The sequence below is a fragment of the Fibrobacter sp. UWB13 genome (genome assembly GCF_900177805.1).
In the GTDB taxonomy this organism is placed as follows: Bacteria; Fibrobacterota; Fibrobacteria; order Fibrobacterales; family Fibrobacteraceae; genus Fibrobacter.
This window is the reverse complement of sequence record NZ_FXAX01000002.1, coordinates 417,464-440,552: the sequence shown is the minus strand read 5'-3', so window position 1 is coordinate 440,552 and position 23,089 is coordinate 417,464. Positions and strand designations below refer to the sequence as shown.

The window sequence follows — 23,089 nt, the reverse complement described above, 5'->3', positions numbered from 1 at the left end:
AGTTAATCGCTAAAGATCTTGTCTTCGACTTTCTTGATGCATTCAGGCTTTTCGCGTGTCGGGACTCCGCCCTTCGTGAATACGTGTACGGAATAACCGGTCGTGCAGAGTTCGCCGTTCAAAGTGACTTGGTAGAGGAACTTGTATTTGCAGCGTCCTTCGTGTACGAGCTTTGTTTCGACGTCGACAAAGTCGCCAAAGCGGCACGGGCGCTTGTACTGTACGTTGAGCTCGAGAACCGGGCTTGCAAACCCTTCGCGTTCCACTTCGTCGTAGGGGGCGCCTACAGCGCGGAAAAAGTCCACGCGGGCCTGTTCAAACCAGATGGGGTAGGTGGCGTGGTGGACGACGCCCATAGCGTCAGTTTCGGCATAGCGGACTTGAATGCGGGTCTTGAAAGAAAAGTTGTTTTCCATGTGTAATTTATTAAGGGTGGATATAAGTTCTGGTGTATAAAGTAGCTAATTAGAATTTGGTCATTGGTCGCTAGTCATTGGTCAATAGTCGCAGGCTGTTTCGAGAATAAAATATAACTAATGACTAATAGCTAATGACTAAAAAATACTAAAAATAGTGCTCATTTTTTCACTTAAAAATTTATCAACACTCAACTAACATTCTTTTCCGTATTCTGTTTACCTTTTTTTTGAAAAAAATCAATTTTTTTTCAGAAAAACCGCAATTCTTGTTGACAAGACCGGGTAAATCTTATTAAATTTGCCACGCTTTAGTTCCTCAAGTGAACTGAAACAAAAAGAGTGCCAAAGTAGCTCAGCTGGTAGAGCAGCTGATTTGTAATCAGCCGGTCGTAGGTTCGATTCCTATCTTTGGCTTACATAATGGGTCGTTGCCCGAGTGGTTAAAGGGGACGGACTGTAAATCCGTTGGCTTACGCCTACCGTGGTTCGAAACCACGACGGCCCACGACAATCAGCCCTACGGTGTCAAAGGCATCGTAGGGCTTATGCCCAGGTAGCTCAGTGGTAGAGCACTTCCTTGGTAAGGAAGAGGTCTCGGGTCCGACTCCCGATCTGGGCTCTCACTAAAATGGAGATAGAATAATGGCAAAAGAACATTTTGACAGAAGTAAGCCGCACTGCAACATCGGCACCATCGGTCACGTTGACCACGGTAAAACCACTCTTACTGCAGCAATCTGCACGACTCTTGCTGCTAAGGGTCTTGCCGCTGCAAAGCGTTTCGATGAAATCGACAACGCTCCGGAAGAAAAGGCTCGTGGTATCACGATCAATACTTCTCACGTCGAATACACCACCGCTAACCGTCACTACGCACACGTCGACTGCCCGGGGCATGCTGACTATGTGAAGAACATGGTGACTGGTGCTGCTCAGATGGACGGCGCTATCCTCGTTGTCGCCGCTACTGACGGTCCGATGCCGCAGACTCGCGAACACATTCTTCTTGCTCACCAGGTTGGCGTGCCGAAGATTGTCGTGTTCATGAACAAGTGCGACATGGTTGACGATGCTGAAATTCTCGACCTCGTCGAAATGGAAGTTCGCGAACTCCTCTCCAAGTATGACTTTGACGGTGACAACACCCCGATCATCCGCGGTTCCGCACTCAAGGCCCTCGAAGGCGATCCGGAATACCAGGACAAGATCATGGAACTCATGGACGCTTGCGACACCTACATCCCGCTCCCGCAGCGCGATACCGACAAGCCGTTCCTCATGCCGATCGAAGACGTGTTCACGATTACTGGCCGCGGCACTGTCGCTACTGGTCGTATCGAACGCGGTGTCGTTCGCTTGAACGACAAGGTCGAACGTATCGGTCTCGGTGAAACCACCGAATACGTCATTACCGGTGTTGAAATGTTCCGTAAGCTCCTCGATGACGCTCAGGCCGGTGATAACGTTGGCCTCCTCCTCCGTGGCGCTGAAAAGAAGGACATCGTCCGTGGCATGGTGCTCGCAGCTCCGAAGTCTGTCACTCCGCACACCGAATTCAAGGCTGAAATTTACGTTCTCACGAAGGACGAAGGTGGCCGTCACACGCCGTTCATGAATGGCTACCGTCCGCAGTTCTACTTCCGCACCACCGACGTTACTGGTACGATCCAGCTCCCGGAAGGTGTTGAAATGGTTACTCCGGGTGACACGGTCACGATTCACGTGAACCTCATCGCTCCGATCGCTATGGAAAAGCAGCTCCGCTTCGCTATCCGTGAAGGTGGTCGTACGGTTGGTGCAGGTTCTGTAACCGAAATCATCAAGTAATCAGGATAAAAAATGCCTAGAGAACTCATCGTGCTTGAATGCACAGAATGCAATCAGCGCAACTATGATTGCGACAAGAACAAGCGTCTTCATCCTTCCCGCGTGGAATACAAGAAGTACTGCCGCTTCTGCCGCAAGCATACTGTTCACAAGGAATCCAAGTAAGGAAGTCCGAATAGGTCGATAGCTCAATTGGTAGAGTCACGGTCTCCAAAACCGTTGGTTGGGGGTTCGAGTCCCTCTCGACCTGCTCACTTCCCGGAGTAAACATGCGTAAGGTTCAGCAATATGTATCAGAATCGGTCCAAGAACTGAAACAGGTTACTTGGCCTACTTGGGAAGAACTTAAGGGTTCAACTCTTGTTGTGATGCTTTTTAGCGTTATCATGGGATTCTATATTGCAGTGCTCGACCTAGGTCTCTCTTGGATTGTCGATTTTATCATGGGTAGAGGTTAGTGTATGTCCATGCAGTGGTATGCCGTTCACACCTTTACCGGTCAAGAAAACAATATCAAGAAACGCCTTGAGCAAATGATTGAGCGCGAAGGCGTTCAAGATAAATTTGGACGTATTCTCGTACCTATGCGCGAAGTTGTTTCCAACGTTCGCGGTAAGCGCCGAGTAAGCGTCCAAAATTTGTTTCCTGCATATATTATTATTGAAATGGAGCTGGACGAGCTCACCCAGCACCTGGTGTCCACCATCAATGGTGTCACCCATTTCGGCGGAATGACTCGCGCTTCTCGAGTACCTATTCCGCTTCGTCAGAGCGAGGTCGATCGTCTTCTGGGTGTTGATCCTGAAAACTCCATCGAAGGCGAGATCCAAATTCCGTATACAATTGGCGAAAATGTCTGCATCAAGGAAGGTCCGTTCAAGGGCTTTGTGGGCGTCGTAGATGAAATTATGGAAGCCAAGATCAAGGTCATGGTTTCCGTTTTTGGTCGTTCTACGCCAGTCGAACTCGCCTTTAACCAGGTCGAATCCGCCGACGCATAATTGATTACGGTCTTTGAAACGGAGATAATACAGTGGCAAAGAAAATCACAGGTTATATTAAGCTCCAGATTCCCGGTGGTGCAGCTAACCCAGCTCCTCCGGTAGGTCCTGCCCTTGGTCAGAAGGGCGTGAACATCATGGAGTTCTGCAAACAGTTTAACGCAAAGACCCAGAATGACAAGGGCATGATTGTGCCGGTCGTCATCACGGTCTATGCTGATAAGAGCTTTACCTTCATCACGAAGGTCTCGCCGGTTCCGGCCCTCATCAAGAAGGCTACTGGCGTGCAGAGCGGCTCTGGTGAACCCAACCGTAAGAAAGTTGGCAAGATCACTCAAGCCCAGATCACGGAAATCGCCCAAAAGAAGATGCCGGATCTAAACACAATCGACCTCGAAGCCGCCAAGCGCATGGTTGCGGGCACTGCTCGTTCCATGGGTATTGAAGTGGTTGACTGAGGCAGGTAATTCACCGTTACGTATCTGACAGGAAAATTTCATGTTCAGAGGAAAAAAATACAAAAAGATTGCTGAATCTTTCGATCGCACCAAGGCGTACGATTTGAAGGAAGCAATCGAAATACTCAAAAAGTCCGAATTGAAGTTCGACCAGACGGTCGAAGTACACTTCAATCTCGGTGTGGACCCAAAACATTCCGACCAAGTGGTTCGTGGCACTGTCGTGCTTCCGCATGGTACCGGTCGTCAGGTCCGCGTCTTGGTGTTCTGCAAGGACAACAACCTTGAAGTTGCCAAAGCCGCAGGTGCTGACTACGCTGGTGGTGCCGACTTGGTTCAGAAGATTCAGGAAGGCTGGCTGGATTTCGACGCCGTCGTTGCTACTCCCGACATGATGCCGGTGATTAGTAAAGTCGCACGTGTCCTCGGTCCTCGTGGTATGATGCCGAGCCCCAAGGCTGGTACGGTGACTGTTAACGTCGCTCAGACCGTCAAGGAACTCAAGGCCGGTAAGATTTCCTACCGCGTTGACAAGGGCGCTAACGTCCACGCTCCGGTTGGCAAGCTTTCCTTCACTGCCGATCAGCTCGTTGAAAACACGAAGTCTGTTATCGACTCTGTTGTGAAGAACAAGCCTCAATCTTCTAAGGGCACTTACATCAAGAGCCTCACATTGACGGCTACGATGGCCCCGGGCATCAAACTTGATATGGCACTGACGCGCTAGGAGAAACCATGAAAGCTGTAGTTAAAAAACAACAGACCGTGGACGCGCTCGTCGAGTCCTTCAAGGGCGCTACCGCCGTCTATCTGCTCAATTTCCAGGGCATCACTGTCGATAAGGACAATGCCCTCCGCAAGGCCCTCGCTGCTAAGGGTGTCAAGTACCACGCTGTGAAGAACACTCTTCTCAAGCGCGTGCTCGAAGCTCTCAAGGTTGAAGGTCTCAACGACTCCCTCACTGGCGCAACGTCTGTGATGGTCGGTTTCGAAGAAGACCCGCTCCTGCCGGCTCGCGAAATTGAAGCATTCCACAAAGCAAACCCTGATTTCTTGGTTGCCAAGAGCATTTACCTTGATGGCAAGGCAATGCCGGGCTCCGAAGTCGTGAACCTCTCCAAGATTCCGGATCGTAAGGGCATGATCGCAATGATCGTCTCTATCGCTCTCGGACCTGGCTCCACGATCGCCGGTCAGCTCAAGACCCTCCAGGAAAAACTGGAAAAAGAATCGGGTTCCGAAGCAGCCCCTGCTGCAGCGGAAGCTTAACAACAAACCACAAACCAAAAATTTTAAACGGAATAATCGGAGAAACACATCATGGCAACTGATATCAAGGCATTGGGCGATCAAATCGTTGGTCTTACCCTTCTCGAAGCCAAGGCTTTGGCTGACTACCTTAAAGAAACCCACGGCATCGAAGCCGCTGCCGGTGGCGCTGTAGTTATGGCTGCAGCAGCTGCAGCTCCTGCTGAAGAAAAGACCGAATTCGACGTCATCCTCGCCGAAATCGATCCGGCCAAGAAGATGGCTATCCTCAAGGAAGTTCGTGCTATCACGGGTCTCGGCCTCGCTGAAGCTAAGAAGGTCGTCGAAACTGCCAACAGCGTCATCAAGGAAGCTGCACCGAAGGCTGACGCCGAAGCTCTCAAGAAGAAACTCGAAGAACTCGGAGCAAAGGTTACCCTTAAGTAATGCTTTTGCTGCATTAATTCTTCCTTACCAATTGCCTGCACAACAGTGCGGGCTTTTGGTGTTTTTTGACTATTATTAGGCTCTTCACCGGATGAGGTATTTCTAATGACGACGGAGCGAAAGTCTTATTCCTCCAACAAGTTCCACCTGGAACTCCCGTACCTGATCGAAGTCCAGAAGGCTTCGTACGAGCAATTCCTTCAAAAGGACATTCCGCAAGAAAAAAGGATGAATGTCGGGCTTGAACGCGTGTTCCGCGATATCTTCCCGATCACCGATGACAAGGATCTGTATTCCTTGAAGTATGAAGGATATTATTTCGGCATCCCGAAATACAGCATCCCCGAATGCCGTGAGCGCGGTCTCACGTATTCCATGGAACTTTTTGCTACTCTCTCCCTCCAGGTGTTCGAAAAGGACGGAGAAGAAAGCAAGCTCAAGGAAGAAATCAAGAACGATGTCTTGGTTTGCGAACTTCCTATCATGACCGAGAACGGAACGTTTATCATTAACGGCGCCGAACGCGTCGTCGTTTCGCAGTTGCACCGTTCTCCTGGTGTGAGCTTTGACGAAGAAATGCAACCCAACGGCCGCTCCGACTACAAGAGCCGTATTATTCCGCACCGCGGCGCATGGGTTGAATTCAACACCGAAGGCGACATCCTTTACCTCATCATCGACCGCAAGAAGAAGATCGCCGCTACCGCTATGCTTCGCTGCATCGGTTTCGAAACGACTCAGGACATCCTGAACCTCTTCTACAAGAAGACTGACGAAATCGTTCTCGACGATGCCGCATTCAGTGACTTTGACAAGGAAGGTGTCTGCACCCTCATCAACCGCATCATCTTCAACGATGTCGTTGACGAAGAAACGGGTGAAATCATCCTCGAAGCTAACACTGTCATCGACGACAAGAAGCTCGAACGCCTCCGCGAAAGTAGTGTCGAAAAGATCACCGTGCTTTCCAAGGAAGAAGACAACCTCCTCATCCACTACACGCTCGCTGCCGACAAGACGAAGTCCCGCGAAGACGCCCTCAAGGCTGTCTACTCCGTGACCCACCAGCAGCAGGAAGAAGCTCCGAACCTCCAGACCGCCGAACGCTACTTCGACGAACTCTTCCTCAACGACCCGCACAAGTACGATCTTGGCGAAGTCGGTCGTTACCGCTTGAACGCAAAGGTTTACACCGCTGCTATTCTTGCCAAGGTTAAGGAAGTTGCTGAACGCTTCGACCGCGTCAACGAATTCAAGATGCCGTCTGTGACCCAGATGACGATGAGCAAGACTGACTTCCTCGCTATCATCGAATACATGGTCGGCCTCTTCAACGGCGATGAAGGCTACACACTTGACGATATCGACCACTTGGGCAACCGTCGTACACGTTCCGTGGGCGAACTCCTTGCCGGTCAGATTTCCGTCGGCCTCTCCCGTATGTCTCGCGTCATCCGCGAAAACCTTTCTCTCCATTCCGAAGAAGAACAGACGACTCCGCGCGAACTCGTGAATACTCGCATGGTCTCTACTGTCGTCCAGGCATTCTTTGGCCAGAGCCAGTTGTCCCAGTTCATGGACCAGATGAACCCGCTTTCTGAACTTACTCACAAGCGTCGTCTCTCCGCTCTCGGTCCTGGTGGTCTTACCCGTGAACGTGCAGGCTTCGAAGTCCGTGACGTTCACTACACGCACTATGGCCGTCTCTGCCCGATCGAAACTCCGGAAGGTCCGAACATCGGTCTTATCAACTCCCTCGCATCTTACGCCGTGGTGAACCACTTCGGCTTCATCGAAACCCCGTACCGTATTGTGGGTCTCGTTGAATTCAAGGACGCTCAGGGCAACAAGTGCTACTTCCCGGAAGAAAAGTGGCATTTCGGCATCTTCAAGGGCTTCGTTCATGATCCGCACCTCTTCGTGGAACTTGAACTCACCCAGAAGGAAATCGACACTGTTCGCCTGAACCTCGACAACCGCCAGCGCGAATTGTTCGAAGGCTTCGTAAACAAGGTGTTCCAGCTCAAGGATGCCGACGGTAATATTTCTTATAGCAAGAACGGCTTTGCCCTCGATGATTTCGACGGCACTCCGGACTACGTGCAGGTGGGCGACGTCGTGGAACAGATTGTTTCCGACTACATCAGCTACCTCACTGCAGACGAAGAAGACTCCTTCAAGGTCGCTCCGGCTTCTACCGAACTTGACGAAAACAACCGCTTCAAGGGCGACATGGACGGCTATGTCATCGTCCGCGACAAGAGTGAATACCCGCACTTGATGAAGCAGGACTCCATCGCTATTGGCGACAACGAAACTGAACGTATCGACCTCATGGACGTTGCCCCGATGCAGATTGTGTCTGTGGCTGCTGGTCTTATTCCGTTCCTTGAACACGATGACGCTAACCGTGCATTGATGGGTTCTAACATGCAGCGCCAGGCTGTGCCTCTGCTCCGCGCCGAAGCTCCGGTCGTGGGTACTGGCCTCGAACGCCGCGCCGCTCTCGACTCGGGTACGGTTGTCCGTGCAAAGCACGACGGTAAGGTCACGTTTGTCGACGCTCGCAACATCACTGTGCAGCGCGGCAAGATGGTGAACGGCGTATTTGAACCGCTCACTGGTCTTGGCGAAAACTATGAATTCCTCGGCAAGGATCCGATTGACGAATACACGCTCCGCAAGTTTGAACGTTCCAACCAGGATTCCTGCATCAACCAGAAGCCGATTGTTAACGTTGGCGACTTCGTGAAGGTCGGCGACGTCTTGGCTGACGGTGTTTCTACTGACCACGGCGAACTCGCTCTCGGTAAGAACATCCTCATCGGCTTCCTCCCGTGGAACGGTTATAACTACGAAGACGCTGTCATTATCTCCGAAGAACTTGCCATCAAGGACACGTTCACTTCTATCCATATCGAAGAATACGAAATGGAAGTCCGCGACACCAAGCGCGGTCCGGAAGAATTGACTCGTGAAATTCCGAACGTCGGTGAAGACGCTCTCCGTAACCTCGACGAAAACGGCGTGATCCGCGTCGGTGCTGAAGTCGGTCCGGACGATATCCTCGTCGGTAAGGTTACCCCGAAGGGCGAAACCGAACTCACTCCGGAAGAACGTTTGCTCCGTGCCATCTTCGGCGAAAAGGCCGGCGATGTGCGTGACTCTTCCCTCAAGGCTCCTCCGGGAATGAAGGGCGTCGTGCTCGAAACCCGTATCTTCAGCAAGAAGGACAAGGCCGACAAGAAGAGCAAGGAAAAGGATCAGGAAACGATCGAAGAAATTCGTCAGAATTTCCAGAGCCAGATCGACCGCATCAAGGATGCATGCCGTGAACACTTGTTCGACCTCCTCGCAGGCAAGTCTGCTGGCAAGGTCATGGACAACGAAACTCACGAACTCCTCATCCGCGAAGGTCAGACTTATAACGAACAGAACCTCAGACTCATCGACGTGACGAAGGTCTCTCCGCTCTCCACATTCGTTGTGGATGACGATGACCTCCAGGACAAGGTGCTCTCTCTCGTTCTCGTCGCTCGCGACAACCTCGATACCCTTACCCGCACGATGGAAAAGGAAATCGACAAGGTCACGAAGGGTGACGAACTCAAGCCGGGCGTTCTCAAGAGCGTCAAGGTCTACATCGCAAAGAAGCGTTGCCTCTCCATCGGTGACAAGATGGCAGGTCGCCACGGTAACAAGGGTGTCGTCTCGAGAATCGTTCCGGTCGAAGACATGCCGTTCACTGAAGACGGTCGTCCGCTCCAGATTCTTCTGAACCCGCTGGGCGTGCCTTCTCGTATGAACATCGGTCAGGTGCTTGAAGTTCACTTGGGCTGGGCTGCAAAGACTCTCGGCTTCAAGGTGACGACTCCTGTGTTCGACGGTGCCAAGTTCGAAGATATCTGCAAGGAACTCGAAAAGGCTTACCAAAAGAACCCGATCGTGAACTACGAAATGGATCCGGATAACAACAAGATTATCGGTAAGGCCAAGCTTTACGACGGCAAGACCGGTGAAGCCCTCCTCAACCCGGTGACCATCGGTTACATGTACTACCTCAAGCTCGGTCACTTGGTCGACGACAAAATCCACGCACGTTCTATCGGTAGCTACGCTCTCGTGACGCAGCAGCCGCTTGGCGGTAAGAGCCAGTTCGGTGGTCAGCGCTTCGGTGAAATGGAAGTGTGGGCTATGGAAGCTTACGGCGCCGCTTATACGTTGCAGGAACTCCTCACCGTCAAGTCTGACGATGTGCAGGGCCGTTCCAAGGTCTATGACGCCATTGTCAAGGGTCAGAATACTCCGAAGCCGGGTATCCCTGAATCCTTCAATGTTATGATTCGCGAAGTTCATTCTTTGGGTCTTGATATCGAGACCACTGGAGACAAGTAATTATGGCTGAAGAAATGACTGAACAGTTTGGCGACATTTCTATTCATCTCGCCTCCCCGGACCTGATCCGTTACTGGTCCTATGGCGAAGTGACAAAGCCGGAAACGATTAACTACCGTTCCTTCAAGCCTGAAAAGGATGGTCTTTTCTGCGAAAAGATCTTTGGACCGGTTAAGAACTGGGAATGCAACTGCGGTAAGTTCAAGCGCATCCGCTACAAGGGCGTCATCTGCGACCGTTGCGGCGTTGAAGTGACTCACTCCAAGGTCCGTCGCGAACGCATGGGCCACATCGAACTTGCTATCCCTCTGACCCACACCTGGTTCGTCCGTAACCAGCCGTGCGTCATCGGTGCACTCCTCAACCTCAATACTAAGGACCTCGACCATATCATCTACTACGAAAAGTACGTGGTGATTGATCCGGGTACGACCGACCTCGAACCGAACTCCCTGATCGACGAAGCTCAGTATCAGGACCTCGTTGCCGAAGGCCGTGAATTTGAAGCCAAGATGGGCGCATCTGCTATCAAGCAGTTGCTCGACCGCGTCGACTTGACCAAGCTCTCCGAAGAACTCCGCTTGCAGGCTACTTCCAAGTCCAAGACCAAGCAGGATGACGCCGTGAAGCGCCTCAAGGTCGTCGAAGCCTTCAAGAAGTCCCAGATGGAAAGCTTCCGCAGCTACTACAAGAATCCGGATCCGGCCCGCGACGCAAGCAAGGCCTGGCTCAAGGGTCTTGCCGAAGCTGTTGCCGAATTCAAGGTAGACTACGAAGCCAAGCACTCCGACTTTGTGCTTGCCGACGCCTACGAAGAATTCCGCCACAAGTATCCGAACGAAGCTCGTTTGCTCGCTAACCAGCCGTCTTGGATGATCCTCGACGTTCTTCCGGTTATCCCGCCTGATCTTCGTCCGCTCGTACCGCTCGAAGGTGGCCGCTTTGCTACCTCCGACTTGAACGAACTCTATCGCCGTGTCATCAACCGCAACAACCGCTTGAAAAAGTTGATTGACATCCGTGCCCCTAACGTGATTCTCTGCAACGAAAAGCGTATGCTCCAGGAAGCTGTCGACCAGCTGTTCGATAGCGGCCGCCGCACCGCTCGTGCTGGTTCTGCACGTCCGCTCAAGAGCCTCGCTGAACTCCTCAAGGGTAAGCAGGGCCGCTTCCGTATGAACTTGCTCGGTAAGCGTGTTGACTACTCCGGCCGTTCCGTGATTGTCGTGGGACCGGAACTTCGCATGCACCAGTGCGGTCTCCCGAAGCGCATGGCTCTTGAACTTTACAAGCCGTTCATCATCCAGCGCTTGGAAGAAGAAGGCATTGTCTACACGCTCAAGTCTGCTAAGAAGTACGTTGACGCAGAACGTCCTGAAGTTTGGGACATTCTCGAACAGATTATTGAAGACCACCCGGTCATGTTGAACCGCGCTCCGACGCTTCACCGCTTGGGTATCCAGGCCTTCTATCCAAAGCTCATCGAAGGTAACGCGATTCGCCTCCACCCGCTCGTCTGTACAGCATTCAACGCTGACTTCGACGGTGACCAGATGGCTTGCCATCTTCCGCTTAGCTTCGAAACTCAGCTCGAATGCCGCGTGTTGATGCTTTCTTCGAACAACATTCTTCACCCGGCTTCCGGTCAGCCGATCGCTGTGCCGGGCCAGGACATCGTGCTAGGGCTCTACTACCTGACCAAGCCGCGTCCGAACCGCAAGGGTGAAGGCATGCACTTCTACGACCCGGCCGAAGCCGTTCGCGCTTACGAAAACGACGTCGTGGATTTGAACGCCAATGTTTACTTGAAGCTCCCGGCAGGTCGCAAGATCTATATGGGTGCTCTCGAAAAGGATTGCACCTGCATCCGCGAAATGGCTGATGACAATGGCAATCTCGAAGTCCAGGTCAAGGCTGGCGAAAAGATTAAGTTCCTCACCCTTAAGGAAGACAACGTCATCAAGACGACAGTCGGCCGTATCATCTTCAACGAATTTGTCCCGAACGCTCTTGGCTACGCCAACGAAACCTTCGGCAAGAAGGTGATTGCAAAGTCCATTGACGACCTCTATCGTCGTACCGGCAACCGCGTGACCGTCGACTACCTCGATGACCTCAAGGCTAACGGTTACAAGTGGGCAACGCGCGCTGGTTCTTCTGTGGCTATCGCCGAAATGGTGATCCCGAAGGAAAAGCAGGAAATGCTCGACAAGGCTGCCGAACAGGTTTCCAAGATTCGCGCCCTTTACGAAGACGGTGTCATTACTGACGGCGAACGTTATAACCAGACGATCGACGTGTGGTCCAAGACGACGTCCGACGTTGCTGCCAAGCAGTGGGACTTGCTCTCTCACGACCGTGACGGTTTCAACCCGGTCTACATGATGGCTGACTCCGGCGCTCGTGGTAGCCGTGAACAGATTAAGCAGCTGTCCGGTATGCGTGGTTTGATGCAGAAGCCGATCAAGCAGCTCGGTGGTCAGGAAGTTATTGAAAACCCGATTAAGTCCTGCTTCCGTGAAGGCTTGAACGTGATGGAATACTTCATTTCGTCTCACGGTGCTCGTAAGGGTCTTGCTGATACCGCTCTTAAGACGGCTGACGCTGGTTACCTTACCCGTCGTCTCGTGGACGTGGGTCAGGACCTCGTGATTACCGAACCGGACTGCGGCACGACGAACGGTATCGAAGTTTCCGCATTCAAGGACGGTGACGATACGGTCATTCCTCTTGAAGAACGTCTCCTCGGTCGTGCTCCGGTCGATGACATCAAGCACCCGGTGACGGGCGAAGTGATCGTGAAGGCTGGCGAACTCGTCACCGAACGTGACCTCCCGAAGATTTCTGCTACGGGTCTTGAACACATCAAGATGCGCTCCGTGCTCACTTGCGACTCCAAGACGGGTGTCTGCGCCAAGTGCTACGGCCGTATGCTTGCTTCCGGTCGTCCGGTTGACCTCGGCGAAGCTGTTGGCGTGCTTGCTGCACAGTCCATCGGTGAACCGGGTACGCAGCTTACCCTCCGTACGTTCCATATCGGTGGTGCTTCTTCCCGTTTGACGGTTGAAAGCGACAAGAAGGCTACAGTCGATGGCCACATCGAACTCGAACAGGTCGAAACAGTCGACCACGAAGGCCAGAAGGTTGTCGTCTCCCGTATGGGCGAACTCGTTATTTTCGATACGACCGGCATTAACAAGGGTCGTTACCAGATTCCGTATGGTGCAATCTTGCACGTCGAAAACAATGCTACCGTCAAGAAGGGCGAAAGCATGTTCGAATGGGATCCGTATAACAGCCCGATTATCACGAACGTGTCTGGTACGATCGCATTTAGCAATCTTATTGAAAACAGAACTTACCGTATTGAACGCGATGAAATGACCGAAGTTGAAACTTGGATCGTCATCAGCGACAAGCAGCACGGTAAGAACCAATTGCGTCCGGTTATCGTCATCAACGACGACCGTGGCGAAAAGGTTGGCCACTTCATGTTGCCTGACGGCGCTATCCTCGCCGTGCATCAGGGTGACCGCGTTACTTCCGGTCAGGTTATCGCAAAGCTTCCGCGTGCAGCTGGTAAGACCCGCGATATTACCGGTGGTCTTCCGCGCGTCGCTGAACTCTTCGAAGCTCGCGTTCCGAAGAACAAGGCATTCATCGCACCGGTTGACGGTCTCGTCAAGTACGGTAACGAAGTGCGCAACAACCAAGAAGTTATTATTCAGCAGATGGATGGCAACGAAGTGAAAGTGCTGGTTCCGCGTGGTATCCATCTGGCGGTCAATGACGGTGACCGTGTCCGTGCTGGTCAGAAGATCAGCGAAGGCAGTGTGGATCCGCACGATATCCTCGACGTTCTCGGACCCGAGGATGTGCAGCGCCACTTGGTGAACGAAATCCAGGCGGTTTACCGCTTGCAAGGTGTGGCTATTGCAGATAAGCACATCGAATGTATCGTTCGTCAGATGATGCGCAAGGTCCGCATTACAGATCCGGGTGAATCCGAATTCTTGCCTGGCGAAGAAATTTCCAAGATCCGTCTCCGTACCGAAAACGAACGTCTGCGCGCTCTCGGTAAGGCCGAAGCTAAGTATCAACCGATGCTCCTTGGTATCACTAAGGCTTCTTTGGCAACGGACAGCTTCATCTCTGCTGCTTCGTTCCAGGAAACCCAAAAAATCCTTACTCGCGCCTCCATCGAAGGCTGCGTGGATCCGCTCATGGGTCTTAAGGAAAACGTGATTATGGGTCGACTTATTCCGTGCGGTACTGGTGCCCGTCACTTGAGGAACGTCCAAGTGATCGATGCCGATGCCGACGAAATGGAAGAACGCTCTCGTTTGCAGAATGTACAGGCTGAAAATTACGACTCTGGTTCCGGAATCCAGCTCTTGGATAACGAAATCGGCTCTTCTGACGAGGAAGATTCGGATAATTAACAGCTAAGTACTTGAAATATTTGGAAATAAAACTATATTTGCACTCCAAAATCTAGGAGATTAAACAGTGCCAACTATTCAACAGCTCGTCCGTAACGGACGTGAACAGATCAGCAACAGGACCGCTTCCGTAGCTTTGAAGTCCTGCCCCCAGAAGCGCGGTGTTTGCACCCGTGTTTACACCAGCACCCCGAAGAAGCCGAACTCCGCTCTTCGTAAGATTGCCCGTGTGCGTCTTTCCAACAAGATGGAAGTGACCGCATACATCCCGGGCGAAGGCCACAACCTCCAGGAACACTCCATCGTGCTCATCCGCGGTGGTCGTGTGAAGGACGTTCCGGGTGTTCGTTATCACATCATCCGTGGTACGCTCGATACTCAGGCAGTCAACGGCCGTCAGAACGGCCGCTCCAAGTACGGTGTTAAGAAGAAAGGTGCCGCTCCGGCCAAGAAGTAAGGAAGTAATCTATGTCTAGAAGAAGAAAGGCTCTCCATCGCTCCATCCTCCCGGATCCGCGTTTCAAGTCCACCCTCGTTACCGAACTCGTCGGTGTCGTTCTCAAGCAGGGTAAGAAGACCATCGCTGAACAGATCGTCTATACCGCTCTTGACCTCCTCGACAAGAAGGTTGAAGGTAAGGAAACTCCGCTCGAAAAGTTCGAACTCTGCCTTGAAAACATCAAGCCGCGTGTCGAAGTCAAGTCCCGTCGCGTTGGTGGTGCAAACTACCAGGTCCCGATGGAAGTTGCTCCGGATCGCGCCAAGGCTCTCGCTCTCCGCTGGCTCCTCGATGCAGCTCGTAACCGCAACGAAGCCAACATGGCAGAACGTCTTGCTGCAGAACTCGTTGCCGCTAAGAACAGCGAAGGCAACGCAGTTCGTAAGAAGAACGATACGCACAAGATGGCCGAAGCCAACAAGGCTTTCGCTCACTTCCGTTTCTAATTCTTGCGCGCAAGCACAGAATTATCCTAGAGGAAGGTCCGCGACAAAATCGCGGACCTTTTCTGCATTTATGCGGAATGCCGAGTGTTGTCATCCCCGCCAGAGCCTGTCATTCGTGGCTCCGTTGTCATTGCGCTATCGCATGAATTGCCATAATGCGAATTTTGTCTTTGCTGGTTCCGAGCGGACTATGATGGGCGAAATTTTTGTATCGGCGGCACGTCCTTTTTACCAAAGTATCTCCATTATGAATTTGGATGTCATCCCCGAAGTCAAGTATTCTGAATTTATAAAGTACCACTTTGAAAAGAATGGACGAAAGATTGATGACGATTCAATTCATGAGGCTTATGCGCGATTTGGCGGTGTGACGTGGTACATCCAGAAAATCATGAATTATGTCTATTCCATTACAGAAAAAGGCTGTGCTTTTTATGTTGCCCAATTAGATGAAACAGTAGAGGATATCGTTGAGGAAAATTCTGAGATATACAAGAATATGCTGTTCCTTTTGACGCCCCCGCAAAAAACACTCCTTGTTGCAATCGGTAAAGAAGGTCGAGTTTCGCAAATTACAGGCCGTCAGTTCTTAAAGAAATACAGCCTTTCTGCAAGTAGTGTCCAAAAGGCGTTAACTGCCTTGCTCGAAAAGCAGATTGTTACGAATAACCAAGGTGTTTATGAAGTCTACGATAAGTTTATGACGATATGGCTCAGCTGGGAATAAAAAATCCCCACTCTAGCGTTACCTTTTGGGTGGCTAGAATGGGGGTTGTCCAAGGAGTTTTATGAATAAGTTTTGTTTAGCGCTTCACGGATAGTTTGTAAATGCTTTGTGCGTTTGCCTTGGGAGCGTCGATAGCGTGTACGCCCGCGGTGAAGTGCTGCACCGGGCTCTGCCACAGGACACGGCCCTGATAGTCAAACTGCACGACACTTGCCTTTAATGCTTTGCCGGTTTGCATGTAGAGCTTGCCGTCTTGCAGGCGAAAGGAACTGTTGGATGCCCTCCCGGCCGGCTTGAGTGCTGTGTTGTCGATGGCTTTCATCTTTGCAATGCCCGCCTTCCATGCATCAACTGCGGCCTGCGAGGTGTTGAGCGCCCAGTCGCCTTCGTTATCTTCTTTGCTCTGGCTGAACCACATCACTGCGAATACGCGGGAGAAGTCGGTCGCGAAGTGCTCGAACATGTCGGTAATCCATTCAGCCTTGTTGCCGCCAAGTTCGGAGCTGGAAATTTCAGCAATGAAGAGCGGCTTGTTGATGTTCGCGAGTGCGTTGTATGCCTTCTTGAATACCTGCGAGAACGTCTGCCAGCTAGACCAACTCTGGCATTTGCCCCAGTTGTAGCCGTCGATGGAGATGTAGTCGACGTATTCGTCGCCGGGGTAGTTGCCCGTAAGCGTGGAACCCTTTCCTGAGTTCGAAGCGTTCGTTGTCCAGACCCATTTGACGTTCGTAACGCCTTCTTCCTTGAAGATTTTTACGATATGGCGGAATGCTTCGGCGACGTTTGCATCGGTGTTGCCGGCGCCTGCCTTGCCTACGCCCCAGTCGTACCAGTCGCCGTTCGCTTCGTGGAGCGGCCTGAGCCAGATTTCTTCGCCGTAGCCTTTAACGCCCTTGGCGTAGTCACGGATGTATTCATCGGCCTTGCCGTCCACCAAATCTTGGGCGTTGTAGCCGTTTGCCATCCAGGTCACCACAAGCGTGGAGCCGTTGTCCTTCGCAACATTTGCGAATTCCTCGGTTGCGTTCCAGTCGTTCACGTCAAAGAGCGCGAAATAGCTGATGAGGTCGATATGCGTGCCCTGCAAATCCTGGAATGCCTGCACGTTTTCTTGGGTGGGCTGCGGGTATTGGCCGGGGCCACCGACCCAGGCGCCGACTTGGAATGCTAAAGCGGTCATAGGCAAAATCCCCAATGTGAAGAGTAGTGATTTGAACATAGTAGCCTCGATATTCAAAGATTGTATTTTGTTTCCTTACTTAAATTAGGTTACTAGGCGTTCCCTGTAGCTGAAATTTTTGTATGTTCGTGCTATAGTGTATCTAGTGTTATATTGAGGTTCACCATGACAGTCGAAGATTTTTGCAAGTGGATTGGATCGTCTAATTTCAAGGATGGGGATCGGCTCCCTTCCGTGCGCGAGGTGGCTGCATCTTCGGGGGCGTCGACGTTTACCGTTTTCCGTGCATACAAGAAGCTTGCCTCTCAAGGGAAAATTTATGCGGAACATGGCAATGGATTTTTTTGGGGGGCAAAGCCAAAAATCGAGGTGTCTGCGCATGAACTCGAAACGGAACGCGTAGAGCGATTGCTGCTGGAGGACTGGAAGTCGGGAAAGATTTCGGTTAATCGTCCGCTTCCATCAATCAAGGACATGTGTCAGTCTTATGCGACGACGTTGGGGACCATGCGGCGTACACTGGAATCATTGCATGCAAAGGGAATTTTGGAACGCAGGGGGCAAGGGCGTTATTATTTTGTCGATGCCCGGTTGGCGGTTTCTAAGACAAAAGAAATCCTCTTGATTATGCGTTGCAACCCTAAAGGGGATTTTAATTGTCTTGGCGAACGCGAACTTTTGTTTATGCGAAAAGTGTATGTGGAAGCGCATCGTAATAACTTAAACGTCAAGGCGCTTGGCTATTACGAAGAAGAGGGCGCGTTTCTGGATGCGGGCGGAAAGCGGATAATGCTGGAAGATTGCCGTGAATGTTTTGGTGCTGTCGTCTCGACGATGCTCGTATTCGATATCAATAAACTATTTGCAAAACTTGCGACGACGCGTTTCCCTGTGGCTGTGTGGTGGGAACATCCGCTGTACGACATTCCGCGTGCGCTGAAAAAAGAAAAGCGATTTGCGTTTTTCAACCTCGCCTTTGGTGAGTTCCCGGGACGCATTGTCGGGCGTTTTCTGAAGAAAAATGGCTTGATGCGGATTGCCTTTGTTTCGCCGTATCACATGAGCATGTGGTCAAGGGACCGCTTGAAAGGTCTCAAGAATGTGGGACTTGAAGTGTTCGAGGCGACTGATGCATCGCATGCGAGCCCTTATGACTTTATGCAGGAACCGCGTGCACATGCCCGTTATAGACAAATTTTAATGTCGCTCGTGAAAAAAATCCCGCCTGTGGATGCGTGGGTCGTTTCTAACGACAGGGTCGGTGTCGAGCTGATTTCGCTTGCGAACCAGGGCAAGATTCCGCACCCGCCTTACATGGTTTCGTTCGACAATTCTACGGATAGCTACCGCAACCGCCTGGATTCCTTTGAGTTCAACGTGGAAACGCTTGCTGAACAGTCTGTGTTTCACTTGGTTTCACCGGGTATTACCTTGTATAAAAAATGCGATTTCCGTGAGCTATCGGGACATGTTGTAGAGAAATAAAGTATTTTTTTATAAAGGAATTTTTAATCATGAAAACCATAAAGAAATCCATCGTACTTCTATTTTCAGCTTCGTTGCTGTTCCTTGGCGGTTGTGCCAAGAACCACAACGATATCATTCTTCATAAGACACAATCCTTTTGGACAGGAAGTCCGGCGATTGAATTGAATGTCCCGTATCCTGAACCGCTCGCTTTTGAACTCCCGTCTGCTGAATGGGTGCCTCTTAAAATTCAAAAGAAGGACGGCGTAAATACGCGAGTAGAGCTTGCGGAAGGTGCGGCTGATTCGTATGTGAAATTTGCGATTGATGGCCAGACTAAGAGCTTGTTCGAAAGTCTTGAAACGGAAAGTGGCGTGGACTTTGGTCAGTCGGATTCGCTGATTCTCATGGACCTTTTCGATCATTACAAGACGATGACTAAAGCTGAAAATTCTGATAAGCCGATTCAGTATAGCGAGACGAAATTCGAAAGGCAGGATGGCGATGCGTTTGGATGGATGGTGACTTCCAACGGCTCGTACAGCGTTGCGTACGCGGTGCTCATGACAAAGAACAAAAACTATTTCACGGTTGAAGTCAACCAGAAAAATCGCGAGACGAATATTGAGAAAATGCTTTTGGATATTGTAAAGAGCCATAAGACGTATTAGTAATTGAATGATGAAGAACGTTGCATGGCTGGGTATCATAGAATAAAATTATTTTCTTTGTTCTTCATGTTAATGTTTGCGGTATGTGTTTTTGCACAGTCGTCTATGCAGCTTGTTGACGCGAACGAGCCGATTTTGCAGGACTCGTTGGTGACTGATTCGCTTTCGAAAATATCTTTAGCGAATGATGTTGATACAAACACCATTGTCAATACGAATAAAGTTGAAAGTGTTGATGCGGGGATATCTCAAAATTTAGATTCTGTAGATGTAACTAATCCTTATTATCCATCGGGGTTTACAATTGAGGCTGCTTATGCGGGACCGACTATATTGCAACTTAGATTGTTTGGAGGAAGAGAAAATCCTCATGAGCTGTTTAAAAATAAATGGATTAGTTTTGGTTTTGCTTTTGGATATCTTGATATAGATTTTCAACGAGGCTTTATTTCAGATGATTGTTTGTTCATGCTCTTAATATCTTTAATGGGACGTACGGAGACGTTTGAATCTTTTTGGGTTGTATTGGCATCTGTTGTAAATGGTAATACGTATTTGTCATTAACGGAAAATGCTAGAATAGGATTGTTTGAAACGCATCATTTTGTGGATTACTTATTTAGTGGTTTAAGTTCGTCATATGGTTGGGAATTTGGCTGGTCGCAAGCAATGGGAGTAAGGTTTGTATTGTCAAAAAGTGCTTACCTTGATTTAGGAGGCCATGTTGAAATTACGAACCAACGCTTTTTTTTGGGAGCGTTCGTACAGTTAGGAATTTTCGGCGGTCATAAGTAAAAATCACTGGATCCTTCCTTTGGTCGTCAGGATGACGAAGAAACATTAACTAATGACTAACAACTAATGACCAATGACTAATCGCTAACAACGAAATCTTCACATTTTTTCTTCCGACTGTCTACTGCAAACTTCCTACTTTTTTATATTTAAAGCACAAGAAAATTTTCACTTTAACAGAAGGTTAATAAAATGGCTAAAATCGCTAAAGTTTGGGCTCGTCAGATTTTGGATTCCCGTGGCAATCCGTCTCTCGAAGTCGATGTCACTCTTGACAACGGTATCGTTGGTCACGCAGCTGTTCCGAGTGGTGCTTCCACCGGTGAACGCGAAGCTTGCGAACTCCGCGATGGCGACAAGAAGACCTATCTCGGCAAGGGCACTCTCACTGCCGTGAAGAACGTCAACACCAAGATCGCTAAGAAGATCGTTGGCATGGATCCGTCCAAGCAGACTGAAGTTGATGACGCTATGATCGAACTCGACGGCAACCGCATGCTCAAGAACACGCTCGGTGCAAACGCTATCCTCGGCGTTTCCATGGCTGTTTGCGTTGCTGCTGCTAAGGATGCTGGCCTTCCGCTTTACCAGTACATTGCTAAGCTCCATGGCACTGAAAAGCTCACCCTCCCGTGCCCGATGTGCAACGTGATCAACGGTGGTGCTCACTCTTCCGCTCCGATCGACTTCCAGGAATTCATGATCGCTCCGGTTGGCGCTAAGACTTTCTCCAAGGGTCTCCAGATGGTGACCGAAATCTTCCACGCTCTTAAGGCTGTCCTCAAGAAGGGTGGTTTCGATACGACGGTTGGTGACGAAGGTGGCTTTGCTCCGGGCGTTGCTATCAAGCCGGCTAAGAACAAGTTCGGTTACGAAATCAAGGACGTGATGACCCTCGAAAAGGCTCTCGCTGCTTTGAAGACCGCTACTGAAAACGCTGGTTACGTTTTCGGCAAGGACATCAAGATCGCTCTTGACGTTGCTTCTTCCGAATTCTGCGACAAGGAAACTGAAAAGGAAGGCTCCAAGGCTGTTACCTACACGTTCAAGAAGAGCACCAAGAAGACTGTCAAGTCTGCTGACATGGTCAAGCTCTATGAAAAGCTCATCGACAAGTACTCCATCTTCTCCATTGAAGACGGTCTCGATGAAGCTGACTGGGCTGGTTGGAAGGTTCTTACCGACAAGCTCGGTGGCAAGATCAACCTCGTGGGTGACGACCTGTTCGTGACCAACCCGACCATCTTCGACGAAGGCATCAAGGCTGGCATCGCTAACGCTATCCTTATCAAGGTGAACCAGGTCGGTTCTGTTTCTGAAACCCTCGCTGCTATCAAGCGCGCTCAGGTTGAAGGCTATGCTCCGATCGTTTCTCACCGTTCTGGCGAAACCGAAGACACCTTCATTGCTGACCTCGCCGTCGGTACTGCCGCTGGCCAGATCAAGACTGGTTCCCTCTCTCGTACGGACCGCGTCTGCAAGTACAACCGCCTCCTCCGCATCGAAGAAGAACTCGGCAAGGCTGCTGTCTACGCTGGCGACCCGCGCAAGAACTGCAAGGCTCCGGCTGCTAAGAAGACCGCTTGCAAGAAGGGCTGCAAGGCTAAGAAGTAATAGTCTTCTTTTAGAACAAAGTATCTAAGAAGGGCCTCGGCGAAAAGCCGGGGCTTTTTGCATTTGGTGATTTTCTTTCCCTGAAACTTGAAACGTGGATAGATTCTAACTATATTTGGCAATAACACAAAAAACAACCCTTAAATCAAGGCTAGGAAAATGTCAGATCGTTTTATCGTGACCGGCAACTTTACCGATGATCCGTTTGCCATCGACATGGCTCAGTACATCGGCCTCCGTGAAGATATCTCCGACGTGGTCTCCCTGAAGACTTTCGCCAACTCCGAATTCTGCCCCCGCTACATGCTGGATATGGACGACTTGGAACATATCGGCAAGCGCCTGGAAGGCAAGATTGTCTTGATTTGCTCTGTTTCTAACCATGAACGTAGCCGTAACGACTACGCCATGCGTAACTGCATCCTCGCTCGCGCCGCTAAGGACAATGGTGCAGAACAGGTCGTCTTGGTTGAACCGGACCTCTTCTACAGCGCCCAGGATCGCGGCCCGCACCGCATCGGTGAACTCGAAAAGGATCGCCCGGACATCGACCTCAAGAAGTTCGACGGTCAGGCATTCACGAGCCTCCTCTACGCCCAGCTTTTGAAGACTGCTGGTGTCGATGCCGTTGTCACCTGCCACAACCACAGCATCAAGGTGCAGAACCTCTTCAACGAAATTTTTGAAGGCAACTTCCACAACTTGATCCCGACGGACGTTTACGCCCACTACATCAAGAACAGCAACTTTGTGCAGACCGGCAAGGACGGCAACAACCTCGTGATCGTCTCCCCGGACAAGGGTGCACGCCCGTTCATGAACGCCGTGTTCGATGCTCTCCAGCTCCCGGAATGCAAGCGCGTCGTGATGGACAAGGTCCGTACTGGCGAACGTGAAATCAGCATGACCTTCAACCCGGAACTCTCCGACATCAGCATCGAAGAAATCGAAGGCAAGGACGTGATCGTGTTCGATGACATGGTCCGTACCGGTACGACGATCGTGCAGTGCTGCGAACACATCAAGAAGGGCAACCCGAACCGCGTCTGCTTCGGTGTTACGCACTTCCACACCAGTGCCGAAGCCCGCGAAAAGCTCAACAGCCCGGCTATCGATGAAATCCTCACGACCTCTACGCTCCCGGATATCATGAACCGTGACTGCCAGGGTCGCCTCCGCAAGAAGCTCACTGTCTTGAAGCTCGGCAAGTGGATTGCTCGCCACGTGATGCAGATGTACGGCATGGACGATGGCCGCTTCGAGAAGGACTTCTACAAGATCGATATGTCCTCGAAGAACCCGCGTTGGCCGCCTGCATTCTTCTAATAGAGTCTGTATATGGAAAAAAGTCCGGATGCCGCAAGACGTCCGGATTTTTTCGTTTTTTTTGGACTTTTTTCTGAAAAAGTGGTTTAAATGTCCGGAGAAAGTGTTGTTTTGCTTGACATAA

Annotated in this window: 20 protein-coding genes and 4 tRNA genes; 22 read left to right on the top strand and 2 right to left on the bottom strand. The window is 50.8% G+C overall.

Annotated elements, in window-relative coordinates:
* Positions 1-2: 2 nt before the first annotated feature.
* Entirely contained in the window at positions 3-416 is a 414-nt protein-coding gene (locus tag B9Y77_RS11555) for an acyl-CoA thioesterase (protein ID WP_073442843.1), read from the bottom strand.
* A gap of 344 nt (positions 417-760) precedes the next feature.
* Between B9Y77_RS11555 and B9Y77_RS11550 the strand changes: the two genes are divergently transcribed.
* The 17 genes from B9Y77_RS11550 (at position 761) to B9Y77_RS11470 (ending at position 15,909) form a co-directional block, all read left to right on the top strand.
* Positions 761-833, top strand: a tRNA-Thr gene (locus B9Y77_RS11550).
* An 8-nt stretch (positions 834-841) separates the two neighbouring features.
* Positions 842-924, top strand: a tRNA-Tyr gene (locus tag B9Y77_RS11545).
* Between the two features lie 42 nt (positions 925-966).
* Positions 967-1,038 (top strand) — tRNA-Thr (locus B9Y77_RS11540).
* A gap of 23 nt (positions 1,039-1,061) precedes the next feature.
* Positions 1,062-2,246, top strand: coding sequence for an elongation factor Tu (tuf, locus tag B9Y77_RS11535; protein ID WP_085491737.1), 1,185 nt, complete (start codon positions 1,062-1,064; stop codon positions 2,244-2,246).
* Between the two features lie 12 nt (positions 2,247-2,258).
* On the top strand, positions 2,259-2,411 hold the full coding sequence (gene rpmG, locus B9Y77_RS11530) for a 50S ribosomal protein L33 (RefSeq protein ID WP_014545993.1): 153 nt from the start codon (positions 2,259-2,261) through the stop codon (positions 2,409-2,411).
* A gap of 12 nt (positions 2,412-2,423) precedes the next feature.
* Positions 2,424-2,496: transfer RNA gene (locus tag B9Y77_RS11525), tRNA-Trp, on the top strand.
* Positions 2,497-2,515: 19 nt separating this feature from the next.
* Positions 2,516-2,704, top strand: a complete 189-nt coding sequence (secE, locus tag B9Y77_RS11520) for a preprotein translocase subunit SecE (protein WP_073424716.1) — start codon at positions 2,516-2,518, stop codon at positions 2,702-2,704.
* 3 nt (positions 2,705-2,707) lie between these two features.
* Complete coding sequence (gene nusG, locus B9Y77_RS11515; RefSeq protein WP_073424717.1) at positions 2,708-3,247, top strand: transcription termination/antitermination protein NusG; 540 nt, start codon at positions 2,708-2,710, stop codon at positions 3,245-3,247.
* Between the two features lie 32 nt (positions 3,248-3,279).
* The gene (rplK, locus tag B9Y77_RS11510) at positions 3,280-3,705 is read left to right on the top strand and encodes a 50S ribosomal protein L11 (RefSeq protein WP_014545990.1); all 426 of its coding nucleotides are present in this window, start codon (positions 3,280-3,282) and stop codon (positions 3,703-3,705) included.
* A gap of 40 nt (positions 3,706-3,745) precedes the next feature.
* Positions 3,746-4,432 (top strand): 50S ribosomal protein L1, encoded by a 687-nt coding sequence (rplA, locus tag B9Y77_RS11505; protein WP_014545989.1) that lies wholly within the window; start codon positions 3,746-3,748, stop codon positions 4,430-4,432.
* Between the two features lie 8 nt (positions 4,433-4,440).
* Positions 4,441-4,974 (top strand): 50S ribosomal protein L10, encoded by a 534-nt coding sequence (rplJ, locus tag B9Y77_RS11500; protein WP_014545988.1) that lies wholly within the window; start codon positions 4,441-4,443, stop codon positions 4,972-4,974.
* Positions 4,975-5,025: 51 nt separating this feature from the next.
* Positions 5,026-5,400 (top strand): 50S ribosomal protein L7/L12, encoded by a 375-nt coding sequence (rplL, locus tag B9Y77_RS11495; RefSeq protein WP_015731969.1) that lies wholly within the window; start codon positions 5,026-5,028, stop codon positions 5,398-5,400.
* A 105-nt stretch (positions 5,401-5,505) separates the two neighbouring features.
* Positions 5,506-9,795, top strand: a complete 4,290-nt coding sequence (gene rpoB, locus B9Y77_RS11490) for a DNA-directed RNA polymerase subunit beta (RefSeq protein WP_085491736.1) — start codon at positions 5,506-5,508, stop codon at positions 9,793-9,795.
* A 2-nt stretch (positions 9,796-9,797) separates the two neighbouring features.
* Complete coding sequence (rpoC, locus tag B9Y77_RS11485) at positions 9,798-14,237, top strand: DNA-directed RNA polymerase subunit beta' (protein ID WP_073424719.1); 4,440 nt, start codon at positions 9,798-9,800, stop codon at positions 14,235-14,237.
* 67 nt (positions 14,238-14,304) lie between these two features.
* Positions 14,305-14,694, top strand: a complete 390-nt coding sequence (gene rpsL, locus B9Y77_RS11480) for a 30S ribosomal protein S12 (protein ID WP_015731968.1) — start codon at positions 14,305-14,307, stop codon at positions 14,692-14,694.
* An 11-nt stretch (positions 14,695-14,705) separates the two neighbouring features.
* The gene (rpsG, locus tag B9Y77_RS11475) at positions 14,706-15,182 is read left to right on the top strand and encodes a 30S ribosomal protein S7 (protein WP_073424720.1); all 477 of its coding nucleotides are present in this window, start codon (positions 14,706-14,708) and stop codon (positions 15,180-15,182) included.
* A gap of 247 nt (positions 15,183-15,429) precedes the next feature.
* Positions 15,430-15,909, top strand: a complete 480-nt coding sequence (locus B9Y77_RS11470; RefSeq protein ID WP_139829310.1) for an ATP-binding protein — start codon at positions 15,430-15,432, stop codon at positions 15,907-15,909.
* 76 nt (positions 15,910-15,985) lie between these two features.
* On the opposite strand, the gene B9Y77_RS11465 is transcribed toward B9Y77_RS11470, so the two are convergent.
* Positions 15,986-17,131 carry a glycoside hydrolase family 26 protein gene (locus B9Y77_RS11465; RefSeq protein WP_085491734.1) on the bottom strand — a complete coding sequence of 382 codons (1,146 nt, stop codon included), beginning with the start codon at positions 17,129-17,131 and terminating at the stop codon, positions 15,986-15,988.
* Positions 17,132-17,257: 126 nt separating this feature from the next.
* On the opposite strand from B9Y77_RS11465, the gene B9Y77_RS11460 reads away from it, so the two are divergent.
* The 5 genes from B9Y77_RS11460 (at position 17,258) to B9Y77_RS11440 (ending at position 22,965) form a co-directional block, all read left to right on the top strand.
* Positions 17,258-18,577, top strand: coding sequence for a GntR family transcriptional regulator (locus B9Y77_RS11460; RefSeq protein ID WP_085491733.1), 1,320 nt, complete (start codon positions 17,258-17,260; stop codon positions 18,575-18,577).
* 29 nt (positions 18,578-18,606) lie between these two features.
* Positions 18,607-19,230 (top strand): hypothetical protein, encoded by a 624-nt coding sequence (locus B9Y77_RS11455; RefSeq protein ID WP_085491732.1) that lies wholly within the window; start codon positions 18,607-18,609, stop codon positions 19,228-19,230.
* Positions 19,231-19,233: 3 nt separating this feature from the next.
* The gene (locus B9Y77_RS11450) at positions 19,234-20,025 is read left to right on the top strand and encodes a hypothetical protein (RefSeq protein ID WP_254900017.1); all 792 of its coding nucleotides are present in this window, start codon (positions 19,234-19,236) and stop codon (positions 20,023-20,025) included.
* A 192-nt stretch (positions 20,026-20,217) separates the two neighbouring features.
* Positions 20,218-21,639 (top strand): phosphopyruvate hydratase, encoded by a 1,422-nt coding sequence (gene eno / locus B9Y77_RS11445; RefSeq protein WP_073424724.1) that lies wholly within the window; start codon positions 20,218-20,220, stop codon positions 21,637-21,639.
* 159 nt (positions 21,640-21,798) lie between these two features.
* Positions 21,799-22,965 carry a ribose-phosphate diphosphokinase gene (locus B9Y77_RS11440; protein WP_014545977.1) on the top strand — a complete coding sequence of 389 codons (1,167 nt, stop codon included), beginning with the start codon at positions 21,799-21,801 and terminating at the stop codon, positions 22,963-22,965.
* Positions 22,966-23,089 lie beyond the last annotated feature (124 nt).

What these genes read in the sequence shown, in the direction of transcription:
- B9Y77_RS11555 (WP_073442843.1), bottom strand. Translation starts at nt 416, where the DNA reads ATGGAAAACAACTTTTCTTTCAAGACCCGCATTCAAGTCCGCTATGCC.
- tuf (WP_085491737.1), top strand. Translation starts at nt 1,062, where the DNA reads ATGGCAAAAGAACATTTTGACAGAAGTAAGCCGCACTGCAACATCGGC.
- rpmG (WP_014545993.1), top strand. Translation starts at nt 2,259, where the DNA reads ATGCCTAGAGAACTCATCGTGCTTGAATGCACAGAATGCAATCAGCGC.
- secE (WP_073424716.1), top strand. Translation starts at nt 2,516, where the DNA reads ATGCGTAAGGTTCAGCAATATGTATCAGAATCGGTCCAAGAACTGAAA.
- nusG (WP_073424717.1), top strand. Translation starts at nt 2,708, where the DNA reads ATGTCCATGCAGTGGTATGCCGTTCACACCTTTACCGGTCAAGAAAAC.
- rplA (WP_014545989.1), top strand. Translation starts at nt 3,746, where the DNA reads ATGTTCAGAGGAAAAAAATACAAAAAGATTGCTGAATCTTTCGATCGC.
- rplJ (WP_014545988.1), top strand. Translation starts at nt 4,441, where the DNA reads ATGAAAGCTGTAGTTAAAAAACAACAGACCGTGGACGCGCTCGTCGAG.
- rplL (WP_015731969.1), top strand. Translation starts at nt 5,026, where the DNA reads ATGGCAACTGATATCAAGGCATTGGGCGATCAAATCGTTGGTCTTACC.
- rpoB (WP_085491736.1), top strand. Translation starts at nt 5,506, where the DNA reads ATGACGACGGAGCGAAAGTCTTATTCCTCCAACAAGTTCCACCTGGAA.
- rpoC (WP_073424719.1), top strand. Translation starts at nt 9,798, where the DNA reads ATGGCTGAAGAAATGACTGAACAGTTTGGCGACATTTCTATTCATCTC.
- rpsG (WP_073424720.1), top strand. Translation starts at nt 14,706, where the DNA reads ATGTCTAGAAGAAGAAAGGCTCTCCATCGCTCCATCCTCCCGGATCCG.
- B9Y77_RS11470 (WP_139829310.1), top strand. Translation starts at nt 15,430, where the DNA reads ATGAATTTGGATGTCATCCCCGAAGTCAAGTATTCTGAATTTATAAAG.
- B9Y77_RS11465 (WP_085491734.1), bottom strand. Translation starts at nt 17,131, where the DNA reads ATGTTCAAATCACTACTCTTCACATTGGGGATTTTGCCTATGACCGCT.
- B9Y77_RS11460 (WP_085491733.1), top strand. Translation starts at nt 17,258, where the DNA reads ATGACAGTCGAAGATTTTTGCAAGTGGATTGGATCGTCTAATTTCAAG.
- B9Y77_RS11455 (WP_085491732.1), top strand. Translation starts at nt 18,607, where the DNA reads ATGAAAACCATAAAGAAATCCATCGTACTTCTATTTTCAGCTTCGTTG.
- eno (WP_073424724.1), top strand. Translation starts at nt 20,218, where the DNA reads ATGGCTAAAATCGCTAAAGTTTGGGCTCGTCAGATTTTGGATTCCCGT.
- B9Y77_RS11440 (WP_014545977.1), top strand. Translation starts at nt 21,799, where the DNA reads ATGTCAGATCGTTTTATCGTGACCGGCAACTTTACCGATGATCCGTTT.